General features: G+C 72.9%; 16 protein-coding genes. 9 read left to right on the top strand and 7 right to left on the bottom strand.

The window, feature by feature from the left end; all coding sequences use genetic code 11:
• Positions 1-3: 3 nt before the first annotated feature.
• From FDO69_RS05320 to FDO69_RS05310, 3 genes are all read right to left on the bottom strand, one after another.
• Entirely contained in the window at positions 4-2,271 is a 2,268-nt protein-coding gene (locus tag FDO69_RS05320) for a molybdopterin oxidoreductase family protein (protein ID WP_104778587.1), read from the bottom strand.
• Between the two features lie 94 nt (positions 2,272-2,365).
• Complete coding sequence (locus tag FDO69_RS05315; protein WP_104778586.1) at positions 2,366-2,986, bottom strand: TetR/AcrR family transcriptional regulator; 621 nt, start codon at positions 2,984-2,986, stop codon at positions 2,366-2,368.
• The gene (locus tag FDO69_RS05310) at positions 2,983-3,657 is read right to left on the bottom strand and encodes a hypothetical protein (protein ID WP_104778585.1); all 675 of its coding nucleotides are present in this window, start codon (positions 3,655-3,657) and stop codon (positions 2,983-2,985) included. The genes FDO69_RS05315 and FDO69_RS05310 overlap by 4 nt, the downstream gene beginning before the upstream one ends.
• Positions 3,658-3,811: 154 nt before the next feature.
• Here FDO69_RS05310 and hmgA point away from each other — a divergent pair, with 154 nt between their 5' ends.
• From hmgA to FDO69_RS05295, 3 genes are all read left to right on the top strand, one after another.
• A complete protein-coding gene (gene hmgA, locus FDO69_RS05305; RefSeq protein WP_104778584.1) occupies positions 3,812-5,158 on the top strand; it encodes a homogentisate 1,2-dioxygenase in 1,347 nt (448 codons plus the stop codon).
• Between the two features lie 81 nt (positions 5,159-5,239).
• Entirely contained in the window at positions 5,240-5,989 is a 750-nt protein-coding gene (locus FDO69_RS05300; RefSeq protein ID WP_104778583.1) for a GntR family transcriptional regulator, read from the top strand.
• 94 nt (positions 5,990-6,083) lie between these two features.
• A complete protein-coding gene (locus FDO69_RS05295) occupies positions 6,084-7,238 on the top strand; it encodes a type ISP restriction/modification enzyme (RefSeq protein ID WP_104778582.1) in 1,155 nt (384 codons plus the stop codon).
• Positions 7,239-7,259: 21 nt separating this feature from the next.
• Here the strand turns inward: FDO69_RS05295 and FDO69_RS05290 are convergent, their stop codons facing one another.
• Positions 7,260-7,976, bottom strand: a complete 717-nt coding sequence (locus tag FDO69_RS05290) for a TetR/AcrR family transcriptional regulator (RefSeq protein WP_104778581.1) — start codon at positions 7,974-7,976, stop codon at positions 7,260-7,262.
• Positions 7,977-8,039: 63 nt separating this feature from the next.
• Between FDO69_RS05290 and FDO69_RS05285 the strand changes: the two genes are divergently transcribed.
• Both FDO69_RS05285 and FDO69_RS05280 read left to right on the top strand, forming a co-directional pair.
• Complete coding sequence (locus tag FDO69_RS05285; RefSeq protein ID WP_104778580.1) at positions 8,040-9,026, top strand: ATP-binding cassette domain-containing protein; 987 nt, start codon at positions 8,040-8,042, stop codon at positions 9,024-9,026.
• The gene (locus FDO69_RS05280) at positions 9,023-9,805 is read left to right on the top strand and encodes an ABC transporter permease (RefSeq protein ID WP_104778579.1); all 783 of its coding nucleotides are present in this window, start codon (positions 9,023-9,025) and stop codon (positions 9,803-9,805) included. Before FDO69_RS05285 ends, FDO69_RS05280 begins: the two co-directional genes overlap by 4 nt.
• Before the next feature lie 177 nt (positions 9,806-9,982).
• Here the strand turns inward: FDO69_RS05280 and FDO69_RS05275 are convergent, their stop codons facing one another.
• The 3 genes from FDO69_RS05275 to FDO69_RS05265 all read right to left on the bottom strand — a co-directional run bounded on the left by FDO69_RS05275 (position 9,983) and on the right by FDO69_RS05265 (position 11,736).
• Entirely contained in the window at positions 9,983-10,249 is a 267-nt protein-coding gene (locus FDO69_RS05275; protein ID WP_033312817.1) for a hypothetical protein, read from the bottom strand.
• A gap of 126 nt (positions 10,250-10,375) precedes the next feature.
• Entirely contained in the window at positions 10,376-11,197 is an 822-nt protein-coding gene (locus tag FDO69_RS05270; protein WP_104778578.1) for an anti-sigma factor, read from the bottom strand.
• Positions 11,194-11,736, bottom strand: a complete 543-nt coding sequence (locus FDO69_RS05265) for a sigma-70 family RNA polymerase sigma factor (RefSeq protein WP_104778577.1) — start codon at positions 11,734-11,736, stop codon at positions 11,194-11,196. Before FDO69_RS05265 ends, FDO69_RS05270 begins: the two co-directional genes overlap by 4 nt.
• A 227-nt stretch (positions 11,737-11,963) precedes the next feature.
• On the opposite strand from FDO69_RS05265, the gene FDO69_RS05260 reads away from it, so the two are divergent.
• From FDO69_RS05260 to FDO69_RS05245, 4 genes are all read left to right on the top strand, one after another.
• A complete protein-coding gene (locus tag FDO69_RS05260) occupies positions 11,964-13,496 on the top strand; it encodes a DUF4331 domain-containing protein (protein WP_104778576.1) in 1,533 nt (510 codons plus the stop codon).
• Between the two features lie 101 nt (positions 13,497-13,597).
• Positions 13,598-15,181, top strand: a complete 1,584-nt coding sequence (locus tag FDO69_RS05255; RefSeq protein WP_104778890.1) for a tetratricopeptide repeat protein — start codon at positions 13,598-13,600, stop codon at positions 15,179-15,181.
• On the top strand, positions 15,178-16,800 hold the full coding sequence (locus tag FDO69_RS05250; RefSeq protein WP_104778575.1) for a nickel transporter: 1,623 nt from the start codon (positions 15,178-15,180) through the stop codon (positions 16,798-16,800). The genes FDO69_RS05255 and FDO69_RS05250 overlap by 4 nt, the downstream gene beginning before the upstream one ends.
• A 114-nt stretch (positions 16,801-16,914) precedes the next feature.
• Positions 16,915-18,564 (top strand): serine/threonine-protein kinase, encoded by a 1,650-nt coding sequence (locus FDO69_RS05245; protein ID WP_234387849.1) that lies wholly within the window; start codon positions 16,915-16,917, stop codon positions 18,562-18,564.
• Positions 18,565-18,566: the final 2 nt, after the last annotated feature.

Genomic DNA, 18,566 nt, shown 5'->3' with positions numbered 1-18,566 from the left:
TGCTCAGGTCAGAGCGGTGAGCTTTTCGGTCACGGAAGCACATTCGGCGGTGCTCGCGGGGGCGACTTCGACGGGCACGCCGTTGAGAACCGCGTTGCCCGACAGCGGGTCCAGCAGGCGGCCGTCGAGGAGTTGGTTGACGTTGACGCCGGGCTCCTTGGAGGCGTGGCCGAGGCGGGTACCGGGGCGGTCGTGACCCCAGCCGTGCGGCAGGCTCACCACGCCCCGGCGGACGGTGTCGGTGACCTCCGCGGGTGCGACGACCTCTCCCCCGGCGCCCTTCACGCGCACGGCGGCCCCGTCCTCGACACCCAGCCGCTCGGCGTCCTCGGGGTGGAGGTGCAGGGTGCAGCGGTTGGAGCCGCCGGTGAGGGCGGGCACGTTGTGCATCCAGCTGTTGTTCGAGCGCAGATGGCGGCGGCCGACCAGGACGAGTCCTTCGGGGCGTTCGGCCAGGGCGGCGCGCAGCCGGGGCAGGTCGTCCGCGATCGGGCCGGGCAGCAGCTCCACCCGGCCGCTGCGGGTCTTCAGGGGCTGCGGCAGGCGGGGCCGCAGCGGGCCTAGGTCGATGCCGTGCGGGTGCGCGAGCAGCTGCTCCAGGCCGAGTCCGTCGGGCCGGGCGCCGAAGCCGTCGCCGTAGGGGCCGAGGCGCAGCATCATGTCGAGCCGGCGCTCCGGGCCGGTGTCGCCGGTGAGCCGGCCGGCCAGCTCGCGCGGGTCGCTGTCGTATACGGGCGAGTGCGGGTCCTTCACCGCCTTGCCGAGGGTCTGGTCGATGACCATCTGATCGACCGCGGCGGGATCGGCCCCCTGCATACCGGTCACGGCCAGGATCAGCCGGGCCAGGATCTCCGTCTCGGCCATGCGGCCGGGCTCCAGGGGGATCGCCGGGCGGGTGTAGCGGACCTGGTTGCGCACGGCGAGGGTGTTGAAGGCGAAGTCGTGGTGGGGGCTCTGGGAGGGCGGGGGCGGGGGCAGAACGACGTTGGCGTGGCGTGAGGTCTCGTTGAGGTAGGGGTCGACACTGACCATGAAGTCCAGCGAGTCGAGGGCCTTGTCGAGCCGGTCGCCGTCGGGCGCGGACAGCACGGGGTTGGCGGCGACCGCGATCAGCGCGCGGACCGGTTCGCCCTCCTCGGTGAGGGTGTCGATCTCCTCCGCGAGGGCCGACAGGGGCAGCTCGCCCTTGGCTTCGGGGTGTCCGCTCACCCGGGAGTGCCAGCGCCCGAGGGCGAAGCCGCGGCCGGGTCCGGCGGGACGCGGGGTCTTGTCGGTGGCGGCCTGCGGGAAGAGGGCACCGCCGGGCCGGTCGAGGTTGCCGGTGAGGATGTTCAGGACGTCGACGAGCCAGCTGGCGAGGGTGCCGTGCGGGACGGTGCAGCTGCCGATGCGGCCGTAGACGGCGGCGGTCGGGGCGGCGGCCAGGTCGCGGGCGAGGGTGCGGATGACGCCGGCGTCGACGTCACAGGCCTCGGCGACGGCTTCGGGGGTGAACTCCGCGAGTATCGCGGAGAGTTCCTCGATGCCCTGCACGTGCGGCGTCGGCTCGACGAGGCCCTCGTCGAAGAGCACCCGCGCCATCGCCGCCAGCAGCAGCGCGTCGGTGCCGGGCCGGACGGCGACGTGCCGGTCGGCGAGCTTCGCGGTGCGGGTGCGCCGCGGGTCGATCACGACGAGGGTGCCGCCGCGGGCCTTGAGCGCCTTGAGCTTGCCCGGGAAGTCGGCGGCGGTGCACAGACTGCCGTTGGACTCCAGGGGGTTGGCGCCGATCAGGAGCAGATGATCGGTGTGGTCGAGGTCGGGCACCGGGATGGCGTTCGCGTCGCCGAAGAGGAGACCGCTGGAGACGTGCTTGGGCATCTGGTCGACCGTCGAGGCGGTGAAGACGCTGCGGGTGCCGAGCCCGGCGAGCAGGACGGCCGGGTAGAGGGCACCGGCCATGGTGTGCACGTTGGGGTTGCCGAGCACGACCCCGACGGAGTTCGGGCCGTGGCGCTCCACGACGGGCCGGACACCGGCGGCGACCGCGTCGAAGGCCTCTTCCCAGGTGGCCTCGCACAGCTCCCCGTCCCGGCGCACGAGCGGCGTGCGCAGCCGGTCGGGGTCGGAGTCGACCGCCCCGAAGGAGGCGCCCTTGGGGCAGATGAACCCCCGGCTGAACACGTCGTCGCGGTCACCGCGGGCGTGAGTGACGCGCGTGCCCTCGATGGTGAGGGTCAGGCCGCAGGTGGCCTCACACAGGGGGCAGATACGCAGGGCGGTGCGGGACACGGGTCCTCCCGGGGCGGCGGCTACGGTGACGCACTGACGCGCCCGAGCATACCGACCGGTATGAACGGTGGGGAGGCTCCTGACCGGATCGGCGTCAGTCGAGCACCCGGGCGAGATAGCCCCGCAGCATCTCTCGTGCCTCGTCGATGATCCGCTGATCCCCCTCCGGCGCGACCCGGAACGCCAGGTGCACGAGGGTGTCCGCGGTCTCGACCGCTATGAGGAAGACCCTCCGCAGATCGTCGTCGGGTTCGCGGTCGAGATGGCCGGAGAGGAGATCGGTGAGGCGGTCGGCGACGCGGTGGTTGGGTTCGGCCTGGCGGGCGCCGACCGGGATCTGATTGCCGAAGTCGACCAGGGAGAAGCCGGGCGCGGTGCGCTTCATGTCCAGGTACTCGTCGAGCACGGCGTCCATGGCCGTGCGCCAGCCGTCGCCCTCGCCGGCGTCCCGCAGGCGCTGCGTGACACGCTCGGAGTACCGTTCCAGGTTGCGCTGGGCCAGGGCGTCGGCCATCTGGCGCTTGTTGCCGAAGAAGCGGTAGACCGAGCCGATCGGGACCGAGGCCCGCTGGGCGACGGCACGGGTGCTCAGGGCGTCGTAGCCCACCTCGTCGAGGAGGTCGGCGCAGGCGTCGAGGATCCTGGTCAGGCGTTCGGCACTGCGCCGCTGCACGGGCGCACGTCGGAGCGATGTCGCGTGGGGCACGGGCTTCATGATGCCCGTCGGCCGCCGTCCGGTGAACCTCGGCCCCCGGATGCGCCCGGGCCGCCGGGCGGCGAGCCTCGGCCCCCGGGTGCGTCCCGGCCGCCGTCCGGTGAACCCGGGTCCCCGGTGTCCACGCCCTGGGTCCGGGCCTTGCGCCGGGAGGCGGCGTCCGACGTCATCGCCGGGCCCGGCTCCGACGCGGTGATGTCGGCCGTGCTCTGCACGGGCTTGCCCTCCACCGCCCACACGGTGCCGTCGTCGGCGTGAAGACGAGCCGTGACGTGGTGCGTGCCGCGCGGCACGAGACGGGCGTCCAGCCGGTAGGTGGAGGTGCGGAGGCGGGTCACGGGGCGGCCGTCGACGAAGAGGCGCGCGAGGCCGCGCCCGGCCACCGGGCGGGCTGCCGTGCCGGCCGGCGAGAAGCGGAAGTTCCGTACGGTCAGGCGTACGTCCCAGCCGCCGGCCGCGTCGGGCTGCACCTCGATCCCGACGTCGGGGGCGCCCTCGGGTGCCACCTCGCGAAGGGGCTGCCCGTCCTGGCCCCGGTCCTCGAGGATCTTGCCGACCGGTGCGGGCGACGCACCGCCCTCCCGGGCGTCACCGGTGCCGCAGCCCGCGGATCCGGCCAGGAGGAGGACACAGCCCGCGAGCGCGGCGCAAAGTCTCCGTGTCCACGACATGTTCGGGAGCGTAGAACACACGTCCGCCCCTGCGGATCATTCTCAAGTCGGGTTCCGGTCATCCGTGAAGAGGAGGGCGCGCGCCCCTCTTGCGTCGGTGACATCGCAATCCTACGGTGCTACATAGGAATCAGACCGCAAGGGAGCAGCGATCATGGGCGATGGGGGCACCACCCGCGCGAGCGCGTTCGAGCACGGCGGAGCGCGGAAGACCGCCGAAGGGCTGGCCTACCTCTCCGGCTTCGGCAACGAGCACAGCTCGCAGGCCGTCCCTGGCGCGCTGCCCGAGGGCCGCAACTCGCCCCAGCGGGCCCCGCTCGGACTGTACGCGGAGCAGCTGAGCGGTACGGCGTTCACCGAGCCGCGGGCCCACAACCGCCGGTCGTGGCTGTACCGGATCCGCCCGTCGGCCGCGCACCCGGCGTTCACCCGGACCCACAACGGCACGATCCGCACCGCCCCCTTCACCCAGACCGTGCCCGATCCCAACCGGCTGCGCTGGAACCCGCTGCCCGACCCAGCGCCCGAGACCGACTTCCTGGCGGGCCTGTGGACCCTGGGCGGCAACGGCGATGCCACCCAGCGCACCGGCGTCGCTGTGCACCTCTACACCGCCAACGCCTCGATGGACCGGGTGTTCAGCGACGCCGACGGCGAACTGCTGATCGTCCCGGAGCGCGGCGGCCTGCTGCTGCACACCGAGTTCGGTCTGCTCCATGTGGAGCCGGGACATGTCGCGCTCATCCCGCGTGGGGTCCGCTTCCGTGTGGAACTGCTCGACGAGTCCGCCCGCGGCTATGTGTGCGAGAACTACGGCGCGCCCTTCCGTCTGCCCGACCTCGGCCCGATCGGCGCCAACGGGCTCGCGAGCCCCCGGGACTTTTGCGCGCCCGTCGCCGCCTACGAGGACGTCGAAGGCCCGGTGGAGGTGGTGAACAAGTTCTGCGGCAACCTGTGGACCGCCACCTACGACCACTCCCCCCTCGACGTCGTCGCCTGGCACGGCAACCATGTGCCGTACGTCTACGACCTGCGCCGCTTCAATGCGCTCGGCACCATCACCTACGACCACCCGGACCCGTCGATCTTCACGGTGCTGACGTCCCCGTCGGACACCCCGGGCCTGGCCGGTGTCGACTTCGTGGTGTTCGCGCCGCGCTGGCTGGTGGGCGAGGACACGTTCCGGCCGCCGTACTTCCACCGGAACGTGATGAGCGAGTACATGGGCCTGATCGAGGGCGCGTACGACGCCAAGGCGGAGGGCTTCGTGCCGGGCGGCGGGTCGCTGCACAACATGATGTCGGCGCACGGCCCGGACCGGGAGACCTTCGACCGGGCGAGCGCCGCCGAGCTGAAGCCGCAGAAGATCGACGACGGCCTGGCGTTCATGTTCGAGACGCGCTGGCCGCTCACCCTCACCCCGCACGCGGCCCGCGCGGAACACCTCCAGCAGCGCTACGACGACGTCTGGCGGGGCCTGGAGCGGCACTTCCGCCCCTAGGTGGCTTCTGGCGGATCCCCGCGGCGTCGCGACGCCCGGCACGCCCTTGCACTGATCATTTCCTACCGGTACGGATGACCCGTGACCTCCTTCGCCCCGGACTCGATCGTCCTGAACCGCAAGCTGCCGCTCTGGTACCAGGTGTCGCAGTCGCTGCGCGCCTCGATCCTCGGCCGCTCGCCGCAGGACCCGCTGCGGCTGCCCACCGAGGAGCAGCTGGCCGGGCACTACGGCGTGAGCGTGCTGACGATGCGGCAGGCGCTGAAGGAGCTGGAGGACGAGGGGCTGATCACGCGCCACCGCCGGCGGGGCACGTTCATCGAGCCGGACGTGCGCCGGGGTTCCCCGGTGCGCCTGCTCGGCTCGGTGGACGCGATCGTGGCCCAGCAGTCCGGCATGACGACCGAACTGCTGGACCACGCAAGCGCGCCCGTGCCGGGCGAACTCGCCGAGTTCTTCCCCGATGTGCGTCAGGTGTCGACGTACCACCGGCTGCGCAGCGACGAGAAGACCGGCGAGCCGACGAATCACGCCCGCAACTACGTCCGCCCCGAACTGGCCGCGCGCATCGACCTGGACGACCTTCTCCGGTGGCCCATGACCAAGGTGCTGCGGGACGTGGTGGGGGCGGACATCAGTCGCATCACGGACACGGTGGAGGCGCGGCTGGCCGACCCGGAGACCGCGAAGCTGCTCCAAGTCCCTCTGCTGAGCCCGATCCTGCACTACACCGGGGTGACCTACGACGCCGCCGGGCGGCCCCTGGACGTGGCCGTCATCCACTACCGCGGGGACCGGTTCTCCTTCACGGTGACCCTGGACGCCACGTGAGCGCTGGGCGGGAAGCGCCGTGCCGTTCCGCGCGCCGGCGGGGGCCGGTCGCGCCGTTCCCCGCGCCCCTTCCGGGCGCCGGACACGTCGTACGATGCCCTGCGTGACGCACGACGACGCTCCGCTGCTGGCGGACCTCATGCCGTGGTCCGTCGCACCGCCGCGGCTCGGCCGGGGCTGGCCGGCGGCGCCGGACGCGGCGTCCCTGAAGGCCCGCTGGGACGCCTTGATGAAGGCCGAGGGGCCGGACCGCGAGTCCCTGTTCGAGCCGACCCGCTCGCGCACGCTGCACACGGCGGTCGGCCAGTTGCCCGGCCGGTCCGGCTGCGGCACGCAGAAGCTGGTGCGCCCCTCGGGGCCCTGCCCGGAGCCGGTGCGCGTCCTGCTCGCGCCCTACGACGAGCAGTGGCTCATCCCCGACCAGCGGCTGATCGACGCGGCCCGCCCCGAGCTGTGGCGGGTGGCGGACGAGCCGCAGGTCTTCGCGGTGGAGACGCCCGGGGCCGAGCCGCCCCTGCTCGTCACCTCGCTGCTCCCGCTGGTGCGCCCCGGCCGGATCCGCCCGCTGTTCCGGCGCCCGGGCGGCCGCGAGCCGAATCTGGCCCCGGGCCTGCTGGACCACCTCGGCACCCGCCTGGGCGGCACGCCGGCGCCGCTGGACGTACTGGCCTGGGTCACGGCCACGACCCGCTCGGACCTCACGGTCCCGCTCACCGGGGACGCCGGCGCGTGGGAGCGGGGCCTGGAGCTGGGGCACCGGCTGCTGTGGCTGATGCGCCGCGACGGCGAACGCCCGAAGCTCCCCGGCGGGCGCCGGCCCTACGTCCGTGCCCCGCTGCCCTCCCGGCCGGTGGCGCTGCGCTACGACCGGGACGAGGAGGCCCTGTTCCTGGACGAGGGCCGCATCTCCCCGGTGCCGCCGGAGGCCTGGGACTTCGAGGTGGGCGGGGTGCGCGTCCTGCAGGAGTGGTTCGCGACCCGCGTCGCCGCCCCCGAGCCGGGCACGCTGGCGGCGATCCGTCCCGCCACCTGGCCGCAGACCTGGACGTCGGAGCTGCTGGAGCTGATCACCGTCCTCGCGCTCCTGGCCGAGCTGCGCCCCTTGGAGGCACCGGAGCTTCCCGACCCGGTCACGGCGACGGAGCTGCGCGAGGCGGGCGTCCTGCCGGTGCCGAGCGGGGCCCGCCGCCCTGCGTCGGTGCTGGAGGGGCCCGAGGAGGGTCCCGAAGGACAACTGGCGCTGCTCTAGCACCAGCCCAGGAGGCACCCTCTAGCGCAGCTCCGGGTCGAAGGCGTCCAGGACGCGTTCGAGCGCCCGCCGGAACACCGCCTCCAGATCGACCGGCCCGCTCTGCTCCGTGAAGGCCGCGGTCAGCCGCGGATAGGCGCCGGTGGCGATCTGGCCGCCCAGGTAGGCCATGCGGACGGCGTTCTCCTCCTCGGCCGTCCACGGCATGGAGCGGGTGCGTTCGGCGGTCGCGATCTCGTTCCCGGTGTACGTCGTCACGACGCCGTTGAGCAGCGCGACCAGCTCCGTCTTCGTGCCGGCCGGCACGTCGAGCGGTTCGAGGCAGGCCAGGCAGTGCTCCAGGTAGCGCAGGGTGTTGGGGCTGAAGCCGAACACCCCCGGCATCAGGCGCGGCACCCAGGTGTGGCGGCGCATGATCGCGCGTGTCTCGTCGGCGTTGCGCAGCATGTCGGCGCGCCAGTCGCCCGTGGGCTCGAACATCTCGTGCTCGGCGCCGATGGCGTCGATCATCAGCTCGTACAGGTCCTCCTTGCGGGGGACGTAGTTGTACAGCGACATCGTGCCGCAGCCCAGCTCCGCGGCGACATGCCGCATGGTGACCCCGTCCAGCCCCTCCGCGTCGGCGATCCGCACGGCCGCCGCCGCGATGTCGGCGCGGGTGAACGCCGGTTTCGGCCCACGGCCGGTGCGCTCGGGGCGCGCCCAGATCACTTCGGGTACGGCCGCTCGGCCCGCCATCGATCATCACCTCGGCCACCATCCTAGTTACGTACAGCGTACGTAGTGCGCTATGGTCATGCCATGACTTCTACGTACGCTGTACTTAGTGAAGGTCTGGAGAAGCGCTTCGGGGAGGTCCGTGCCCTGCGCGGGCTGGAACTCGCGGTCCCCCAGGGGACGGTCTGCGGGATCCTCGGGCCGAACGGGGCGGGGAAGACGACGGCGGTACGGCTGTTGACCACGCTGCTGCGGCCTGACGCCGGCTCCGCCCGGGTCGCGGGGCACGACCTCGTCCGCGAGGCCGCCGCCGTACGCAAGAGGATCAGCGTCACCGGCCAGGACACCTCGATCGACGGGGACCTCACCGGACGCCAGAACCTTCAGCTGTTCGGCCGGCTGTACCGGGTGCGCGGGCCCGCCGGCCGGAGTGCGGAACTCCTGGACCGCTTCGGTCTGACCGAGGCCGCCGACCGCCCCGCGTCCACCTGGTCCGGCGGCATGCGCCGCCGCCTGGACCTCGCGGCGAGCCTGGTCCGCCGCCCCGACGTGCTGTTCCTGGACGAGCCGACGACCGGCCTCGACCCGGTCAGCCGCACCCTCATCCGGGACGTGGTGCGCGACCTGACCGCCGAGGGCACGACCGTGCTGCTCACCACGCAGTACCTGGAGGAGGCCGACCAACTGGCCGACGACATCGCCCTGGTGGACCGGGGCCGGGTCACGCACACCGGGTCTCCGGCGCAGCTCAAGTCGCTGGTCGGGGCGCATGCCGAGGTCGTCGTGCCGGACGCGGACACCCTGGCGGAGGCGGCGGCCGTGCTCGACCGGCTGACGGGCGCGCAGCCGTCGTTCGACCACGAGCGCAACGCCGTCGGCGCGGTCAGCAAGGACCCGACGCTCACGATCCCGCTGCTGGTGCGTGCCCTCGACACGGCGGGCGTACCGCTGCTCGACGTGAGCCTGCGCCCGCCGACCCTCGACGACGTGTTCCTGCGCCTGACGGAGACCGCGCCGCCCAAGACGACCGAGACGACCGGGACGACCGACGAGAGGGAGCGTGCCGCATGAGCATGCTGGCGTACGACGGGACCGCGATGCTGGGCCGCCAGTTGCTGCGACTGCGGAACAACCCGGGACTGCTGATCCTCACCCAGACCATGCCGATCAGCATGCTGCTGTTCTTCGGCTACGTCTTCGGCAGCGCGCTGGCGGTGCCGGGCGAGGAGTACCGGTCGTTCCTCGTGCCGGGCCTGCTGGTGGCGACCGCCTCGGGCGGGATCATGGCCGGCATGTTCCAGGCCGCCCAGGACACGCACCGGGGCGTGACGAACCGCTTCCGCACACTGCCGATGAGCCGGGCGGCCGTACCGCTGGGGCAGGCCGCCGCGGATCTGGTGGCCACCGCCCTCGGGACCGTGCCGTTCCTGCTCGTGGGCCTCGCGGTCGGCTGGCGTGTCGAGGGGAGCCTGCTCGAAGCGGTGGGCGCGCTCGCGCTGCTGATGTTGTTCCGCTTCGCCTGCACCTGGGCCGGGATCCACCTCGGCCTGCTCACCCGCAACGAGGAGGCGGCCGGTCAGCTGGGCGGGGCGACGTTCCTGCTGCCGCTGCTGTCCAGCGCGTACATTCCGACCAGCGGACTGCCGGGCTGGCTGCGCACGGTCGCCGAGTGGAATCCGATCAGCGCGCTGGCGACGGCCCTGCGGGACCTCTTCGGCAACGCACCGGTGCCCGACGGAGCGGCCTGGCCGGTGGCCCATCCCGTCGCGGGGTCGATCCTGTGGTGCGTCGTACTGCTCGGGGTGTTCGTGCCGCTGGCCGTGCGTCAGTACGCGCACGGGGAGCAGTGAACGGGCGGCAGTGACCGCGGACGTCGCCCCCGGTCACTGCCGGGCGGGGATGAGGCACCGACAGGGGGCGTGCCGCGCTCGGGGCCACACCTGGCGCCGCTGCGTGCCGCGGGGATGACGGACGACGGGTGTCGCAGCGCTGCGCCGGAGGCGGTGTGACCGCGCGAGCGCGGACCCCTACCTGCTGCCGAACAGGGAGCGGCGCAGTCGGCGCAGCGGCGCGAAGAGCGAGACGCGACGCACGCGCGCACCCCTGCCACTGCGGTCGTGCGGCTGACGTGCGGTCAGTTCCCGCATCAGCGAGGTCGCCTCGACCGTCTCCCGCTGGGGGACGGCGGGGCCGCCCAGCACCGAGAGGTGGCGGTCGAGGCGCGAACTGGTCGCGCTGCTCCCGCAGGTGATCGCAGGGACCCTGGCCCTGCTGCGCACTGTTATCTGTTCCATGTCACTCCCCACCCGTACGAGTCCACCCGGCCCGGGCAGGTTAACCCTATCGCCCTGTCCGGGCACTCGTGTATCGCGGTCACAGGATTCACCTTCCCCATAAGGGGGTTGACGATGTATCTCCGATTACTCTCCGAATCCAACAGATTTCAGGGCGAGTTGGACGATCGGCTGGGTAGTGGGCTGCGGCGATCCCCCGGCGGGCTCGACGGTCACGGCCAGTGACGTCACGGAAGTGCCCAAACCCGTTGCGACCAGGGGCGTGTCGCCCTCGAAGAGGCCGAGGGAGCGTGGTTGTGCGCCCGGGCGCATGAGCCACAACTGGTGCACGCGGCCGCCCGACGGGGCGCCGTATCCGCCGAGGGTGACCACCGCACTCCCCTCCGTGGCGGAAGCGATCACTCCGAGGGTGCGGCCTCGCACGTCCCGGCCTCTGCCCGCACGGGCGTCGGGAGCCGCCAGAACGTGGGCGATCTCACGTGACCGATCTTGCTCGGCGGTCAGTCTCTCCTGGGCCCGGTTCGCCTGCACGGCGAACAGCGAGGCGACGACGAGGGCCGCGGCGGCGGTGGCGGTGGCGAAGGGCACGAACAGCGGGATCCGGCGCCGTTTCCGCTGCCGCGGCGGCGGCTGGGCGCCCCACACGTGCGGGGGCAGCTGCGCCGCCCGCGCCCGTGCCGGCTCCCGTGCCGCCGCCCCCTGGGGTGCCGGGTCCTGCGCAGTGGTCCGCACGGCGAGCATGACCCGGTCACGCATCGCGGCGGGGGGCGGGGCGGTCGTGGACCAGGCGAGCCGCACGGCGTCCTCGGTCAGGGCGCGCACCTCGGCGGCGCAGCGGTCGCACTCCCTGAGGTGCTTCTGGAAGCGGACGCGCTCCGGGGGCTCCAGGGCGTCCAGCGCGTAGGGCGCGGCGAGCGAGTGCAGATCCTCGCGGCGGAAGAGGCTCATGCCACACCTCCCAGGCACTCGCGCATACGGGTCAGCCCGTCCCGCATCCGGGTCTTGACGGTGCCCAGCGGCAGGGACAGCTGCTCGGCCACCTCACGGTACGTGTAGCCCTCGTAGTAGGCGAGGGTGACCGACTGGCGCTGCAGGACGGTGAGCCGGTCGAGGCAGCGGCGCACCCATTCCCGTTCGAGTCCGGCCTCGACCTCCTCGGTGACCTGGTCGAAGGCGGGCTGGTTCGCGCGCAGCGCCTCGCGCTGCTCGCGTTCCCCGGCCGCCCGGGCACTGCGGACCCGGTCGACGGCGCGGCGGTGGGCGAGGGTGAGGATCCACGACATGGCGCTGCCCCGGCCCGGGTCGAACCTCGCTGCGGACCGCCACAGTTCGAGCAGCACTTCCTGAGCCACCTCCTCCGACTGGGCGGGGTCGCGCACCACACGCCGTACGAGACCGAACACCGGGCCGGACACCAGTCCGTACAAGTCCTCGAAGGCCTTCTGGTCCCCTCCCGCCACGAGCAGCAGCAGTTCGTCCGCCTCCACTCGGTCCCCCTCTCCGAGCCCGCACCGGGCCTGTCCTCTCGCACGAGGCACTCGCAACGCACACACCTCCGGACGGGGTTACGGATCAGCGCGCCGAAAACGCGGGTCGCCCGGCGATGAAACAACTTTCCCGATCCGCCGTAAGAACGTTTGAGATTCGACCAATCCGCTTCGCCGACCGCTCCGAATGGCGTGTGTCAGGCAAGTTGGCACGGAGGACGGACGGCATGACACCTATCTCCAGGACCGGTGCGGGACGCGCGAGCATCGCGACCGTGATCTGTGGCGCGTTGGCCGCCGGCGGGCTCGCAGCCGCCGGTGTGACCGCGCTGGTACCCGAGGAGGCCTCCGCCTCCAGCCACCGCGAGGCCCCGCTGATCTCGGGGACCCCGCAGTACGACAACACCGACGTGTACGCGTTCGTCAGCCCGGACAAGCCGGACACGACGACCATCGTCGCGAACTGGATCCCCTTCGAGGAACCGGCCGGCGGGCCCAACTTCTTCACCTTCGCCGAGGACGCCCAGTACGACCTGCGCATCGACAGCAACGGCGACGCGCAGGAGGACCTGCTCTTCCGGTACACGTTCAAGACGCACACGAAGAACGACAAGACGTTCCTGTACAACACGGGTCCGGTCGAGAGCCTCGACGACCCCGACCTCAACATCACGCAGACGTACGACCTCGAGCTGATCAAGCTGAAGCACCTGAAGGCCGTGTCGAAGACCAAGGTCGCCGACGACGTTCCGGTGGCGCCGTCCAACGTCGGCAAGGCGTCGATGCCGGACTACAACACCCTGCGCCAGCAGGCCGTCCACAAACTCGCCGGTGGCGCCCAGACGTTCGCCGGGCAGGCCGACGACCCGTTCTTCCTGGACCTGCGCGTCTTCGACCTGCTGTACGGCGGGAACCTCTCCGAGGTCGGCAACGACACCCTCAAGGGCTACAACGTCAACTCGATCGCCCTGCAGGTCCCCAACAGCTTCATCACCGAGTCGCACGAGCAGCCGGTCGTCGGCGTCTGGTCGACGACGCAGCGCAAGAACGCCAAGGGCTACTTCTCGCAGGTCTCGCGCCTGGGCAACCCGCTGGTCAACGAAGTCGTCAACCCGATCAAGGACAAGGACACGTTCAACGCGTCCACGCCGCGCGACGACGCCCAGTTCCTGAAGAACGTCACCAACCCGGAGCTGCCGAAGCTCATCGAGGCGATCTACAAGATCCCGGCGCCCGCCGAGCCGCGCAACGACCTGGTCGACGTGTTCCTCAAGGGCGTCAAGGACCTCAACCAGCCGCCGCACGTGACGCCGTCGGAGCAGCTGCGGCTCAACACGTCCATCAAGCCGGCCGCCAAGCCCAAGCGGCTCGGTGTCCTGGACGGTGACAACGCGGGCTTCCCGAACGGCCGTCGCCTCACCGACGACGTGATCGACGCGTCGCTCCAGGTCGTCGAGGGCGAGCTGCTCGGTGCGAAGAACGACCTCGGTGACGCGGTCGACAAGAACGACAAGAAGTTCGAGAAGTACTTCCCGTACGTGGCTCTGCCGACGGAGGGCTCGCGCGGCCCGCTCGCCAAGGGCGTGGACGGCGGCAACGACGTCCGCAGCCAGCTGGGCGACGCGCTCCAGCCGGCCGGCACACAGGGTTCGGACGACATGGGCCTGATGGCCGCCTCCGCGGGCGCCGGGGCGGGCGGCATCGTCCTGATCGGCGCGGCCCTGATGTGGTGGCGCCGCATGCGGAACCGGGCGTACTGACCCGCTCCGCTCCCACCGACCGGCGCGGCCCGTTCCACATCCCCCACGGCGCGGGCCGCGCCGCCTCCTTCCCCACCAGCACACCCGACCGAGGAGAGGTCATGCCTCCGCGTACGACCGACAGCACACCGGGACCCCCCGACGACGGCCGAGAGCCGTCGACGTCCCCGGTGCACCCGGAGCCCGACGGGCCGCGGGGTGGTTCTGCCGCCGGAGCGGGGGCCGACTCCGGCACCGGTGGCGACAGCGACGTCACATCCGGCGCCCGAACAGACGCGGGCGAGAACGGCTCCGAGCCGGGCGCCGGTCCGCGGGTCGCCGCGTTGCGGCGGGCCGCCGACGGGGGGCGGCGGTGGCGGGGACTGCATGTCGCGGGGTGTGCGGTGCTGCTGGCGGTCGCGGTGACCGGCGGGGCCATCGCGGTCGGGGGTGTGCGGGACCGGGGGGCCGGGGTCGACGCCGTGTCGGCGGCCGGCGCGCTGTCGCCCGGCGACCTCGCGCGCGGGGATCTCGACGCGGGGATCGCGTCCCTGCAGAAGCATCTGCGGGCCCAGCCGAGGGACTTCGGCAGTTGGGCCACCCTCGCAGTCGCCTACGTCGAGCAGGCCCGCACCAAGGGCGACCCCTCCCGGTATCCGCAGGCCGAGCGCGCCCTGAAGCGGTCCCTCGGGCTGGAGCCGGGCAACGACCAGGCCCTGGCCGGGCAGGCCGCCCTCGCCGCCGCCCGGCACGACTTCCCCGGCGCCCTGACCTACGCCGGCCGGGCCCTGAAGCAGAACCCCTACAACGAACGCGCCCTGTGCACCCGTATCGACGCCCTCGTCGAACTCGGCCGGTACGACGACGCCGCGAAGGCCGCCGACACCGCCGACGACAGGCGCCCGGGCATCCCCGTCTTCACGCGGTACGCGTACGTGCACGAGCTGCGCGGCGACGTCCGTACGGCGCGCGCTGTACTGGAGCGCGCCCTGAGCTCGGCCGACGCGCCCGCAGACGTCGCCTACGTCGCCACCGCCCTCGGGCAGCTCGCCTGGAACCAGGGTGAGTACAAGAGGGCCCTCGGCCACTACGCCCGGGCCCTCGCCGCCGACGACGCGTACCTGCCCGCTCTGGAGGGCCGCGCCCGCGCCCAGGCCGCGAGCGGCGACCGGAAGGCCGCCGTACGGGGGCTGGAGCAGGTCGTCGCCCGGTTCCCGCTGCCCGGCCCGCTCGTCGCCCTCGGCGAGCTGTACGAGGACCGCGGCGCCGACGGCGACCGGGCGAAGGCCGGCGACCAGTACGCCCTCGTCGACGCCTGGACGGCCCTCGCCCGCGCCGGCGGCGCCAACACCGACCTCGAAACGGCCATGGCCGCCGCCGATCACGGCGACAAGAAGGAGGCCCTGCGCGCCGCCCGCGCCGAGTGGGACCGCCGGCACAGCGTGCACACCGCCGACGCCCTCGCCTGGGCCCTGCACGTCAACGGCCGCGACGAGGAGGCCCTGCCGTACGCCCGCCGGGCCACGGCCACCGGCTACCGCAGCGCCGTCTTCCTCTACCACCGCGGCGTCATCGAGCGTGCCACCGGCGACGACCGCGGGGCCCGCACGCATCTGAAGGCCGCGCTGGACCTGAACCCCGGCTTCTCGCCGCTCGGCGCACGCGAGGCCCGTACCGCACTCGAGGACCTGGAGGGGAACCGGTGACCCTGCGCCGGCTGTTCGCGTCCGGTGCCGCCGTCCTCACGGCCGCCTGCGCGCTCACCCTGCTGCCCGCCGCCACGGCGAGCGCCCACCCGCTGGGCAACTTCACCGTCAACCGCTACGACGGCCTCGTCGCCGCCCCCGGTGAACTGCGCGTCCACCACGTGGAGGACCTCGCGGAGATCCCGGCGACCCAGGCGGGGCCGGACATCGAACGGCTGGGCATCGCCATGTGGGCCCGCGAGCGGTGCGCCACGGCCGCCGAGGACAGCCGCGCGTCCGTCGACGGACGCGCGGTCGCCCTCACCACCGAGCGCAGCCACGCGCGCGTGCGGCCAGGGCAGGCGGGACTCGACACCCTCCGTGTGGAGTGCGAGCTGACCGCGCCCCTCCCGTCGGACGAGAAGACCCTGTCCCTCGGCTTCCGCGGCGCTGGTGCCTCCACCGGACCGGGCTGGCGGGAGATCACCGCGCGGGGCGACCGTATGACACTCGCCGCGTCGGACGTGCCGGAGAAGTCGGTATCGGACGAACTCACCAGCTACCCGGAGGAGTTGCTGTCCTCCCCGGCCGACACCGCGTCGGCCGCCCTGCGGGTGCGCCCCGGCGGCGCCGCCCTGGCCGACGAGGAGTCCGACGCGCCCGCGGCCTCCGTGCTCCCGCGCGGCGCCGACCGCTGGACACGCGCCCTGGACGACCTGGTGGCCCGGCAGGACCTCACCGCCGGCTTCGCGGCGCTGGCTCTCCTCATCGCCGTCGTCCTCGGTGCCATGCACGCACTCGCCCCGGGCCACGGGAAGACCATCATGGCCGCGACGGCGGCGGCCCGGGGCGGCCAGGCCCGGATGAGGGACGTCCTGCCCATGGCCGCCTCGGTGACCGTCACGCACACCCTCGGCGTGGTCGCCCTGGGCATGCTGGTCACGGCCGGCTCGGCGGCGGCACCCTCGGTGATCGCCTGGCTCGGTGTCGCCAGCGGCCTGCTGGTGACCCTGGCGGGCGCGAGCCTGGTCCGCCGCGCCCTGCGCAACCGCGCGCACACCCACCACCCGCACGGTCATCATCACGGCCACCATCACGGCCACGGAAGCCACACCCACGACCCCACCCACGACCACGACGGCGACCACCATGGTCACTCGCACGACGACAAGGATCACCACCCCCACGACCACGACCACGACCACGACCACCCGCACGATCACGCCCACCCGCACTCCCACCCCCACACGATCGAGCACACCCACGGCGGCTTCACCCACTCCCACCCCGCCGCCCCCACCCTCCGCGGCACGATCCTCATGGGCTTCGCGGGCGGCCTCGTGCCCAGCCCGTCCGCCGTGGTGGTGCTGGTCGGCGCCGCCGCGCTCGGGCAGGCCTGGTTCGGTCTGCTGCTCGTCGTCGCCTACGGCGTCGGGCTGGCCCTCACCCTCACGGCCGCCGGGTACGCGGTCGTCAAGGCGGGCAGCGGTATGACCCGGCTCCTGGACCGCCGCCCGCGCTGGTCGGCGGGCCCGATGGCGGCCCTGGTGCGCCGGACCGCCCCGCTCGGTTCGGCCTTCGCCGTACTGGTTCTCGGGGCCGGACTGGTGTTCAAGGGGGCGGCATCCGCACTCGGCTGAGTTACGTTCGTGAGGCATCGGATGTCCGGAGAAAAGCGGACGTCGTGAGGAAAACCGACCGCGTGGGGAAGACACACCCCATGGAGATTTCGCCCGGCTGCGAATGGGGGCACCGTGTTCGAAGAACCGGGCCATGAGCGTGTGATCGCCGACCGCTACCGGCTCCTCGCACCGCTCGGCGAGGGCGGTATGGGGACGGTGTGGCGCGCCCGCGACGAGATCCTGCACCGCGAGGTCGCCGTCAAGGAGGTCCGCGCCCCGTCCGGACTGGCGGGCGACGACGTACAGCGGATGTACGCGCGGCTGGAGCGGGAGGCGTGGGCGGCGGCCCGGGTCGCCAACCGCAACGTGGTGACGGTGTACGACGTGGCGACGGACGACGGGCGCCCGTGGATCGTCATGGAGCTGGTCCGCGGTCTCTCCCTCGCCGAGGTCCTGGACGCCGAGGGCCCGATGGCGCCACAGCGTGCCGCACACGTCGGCGCCGAGGTGCTGGCCGCGCTGCGGTCCGCGCACGAGGCCGGGGTGCTGCACCGCGACGTGAAGCCGGCCAACGTGCTGATCTCGAACGACGGCCGGATCGTGCTCACCGACTTCGGCATCGCCATGGTCGAGGGCAGTTCGGCACTGACCATGACCGGCGAGGTCATCGGCTCGCCCGAATTCCTCGCCCCGGAGCGGGCGCTCGGCCGTACGCCGGGCCCTGAGTCCGACCTCTGGTCGCTGGGCGTGCTGTTGTACGCGGCGGTCGAGGGCCACTCCCCCTTCCGGCACGACACCCCGCTGAGCACCCTGCGGGCGATCGTCGACGAGGAGCTGCCGCCGCCGTACCGCGCCGGTCCGCTCGCCCCGGTGATCGAGGGGCTGCTGCGCAAGGATCCCGAGCAGCGGCTGCCGCCCGAGCGGGCCGAGGAGGATCTGCGGGTCGTCGCCGCGGGCGGCTCACCGCGTGCGGACACCACGCGGGCGGTTCCGGTGCCGCCGACGGTCGTGGGTCACCCCGAGCCCGCGCCCACACCGCCGATGCCGTACCCGGGTCGGTCGGCGGCATCCGGTGCGGGTGCCACCACGACGGCCACGGGCCGGGACCGGGACCGCCGGGCCGGCCGGGTGCTGGTGGCGGGCGTGATCGCGCTGGCGCTCGCGGTGGGCGGGCTGACGTACGCACTGCTCAACAACGGGGACGGTTCCGACGGCAACGACCAGGGGGCCGGGGACGGTACGCCCGCGGCGACCAAGAGCCCGCCGCGCAGCACCGGGCAGGAGAAGTCCAGCCCGTCGCCGCCCCCGAGCGAGTCGAAGGAAAGCAGTCCGCCGCCGCAGTCGGTGCGGGTCGCCCTGCAGGGACGGCGCACGGATTACTCGGGCCCGTGTCCGCCGCCGAACGCCCAGGCGCCCGAGTTCACGGCGACGCTCACGGTGGGGCGGCTCCCGGCCGAGGTCAGCTACCGCTGGGTGACGCAGGACGGCCAGGTGCTCGACGGGGGCTGGAAGACGCTGTCGTTCACGGAGGGCGGCGCCCGTTCGAAGCGGGACACGGTGCGGGTGACGACGCGGGAGGAGACCGGGACGTTCGAGAACGAGATCAGCGTCGAGGTGCGGGAGCCGGTACGGGAGACGTCCGAGTCGGTGCCCTTCTCGGTGACGTGCGAGACGGAGACCCCGACGGGCGGGGCCTCCCCTTCTCCTTCCGGCACGGATCCGGACGCGCAGACCGGCTCGAATCCGGGGTCGGACTCGGACGCGGACTCGGACTCCGGCTGAGC

The sequence above is a fragment of the Streptomyces tibetensis genome, from assembly GCF_007655005.1.
In the GTDB taxonomy this organism is placed as follows: Bacteria; Actinomycetota; Actinomycetes; order Streptomycetales; family Streptomycetaceae; genus Streptomyces; species Streptomyces tibetensis.
This window is presented reverse-complemented; position numbering and strand designations above follow the sequence as displayed.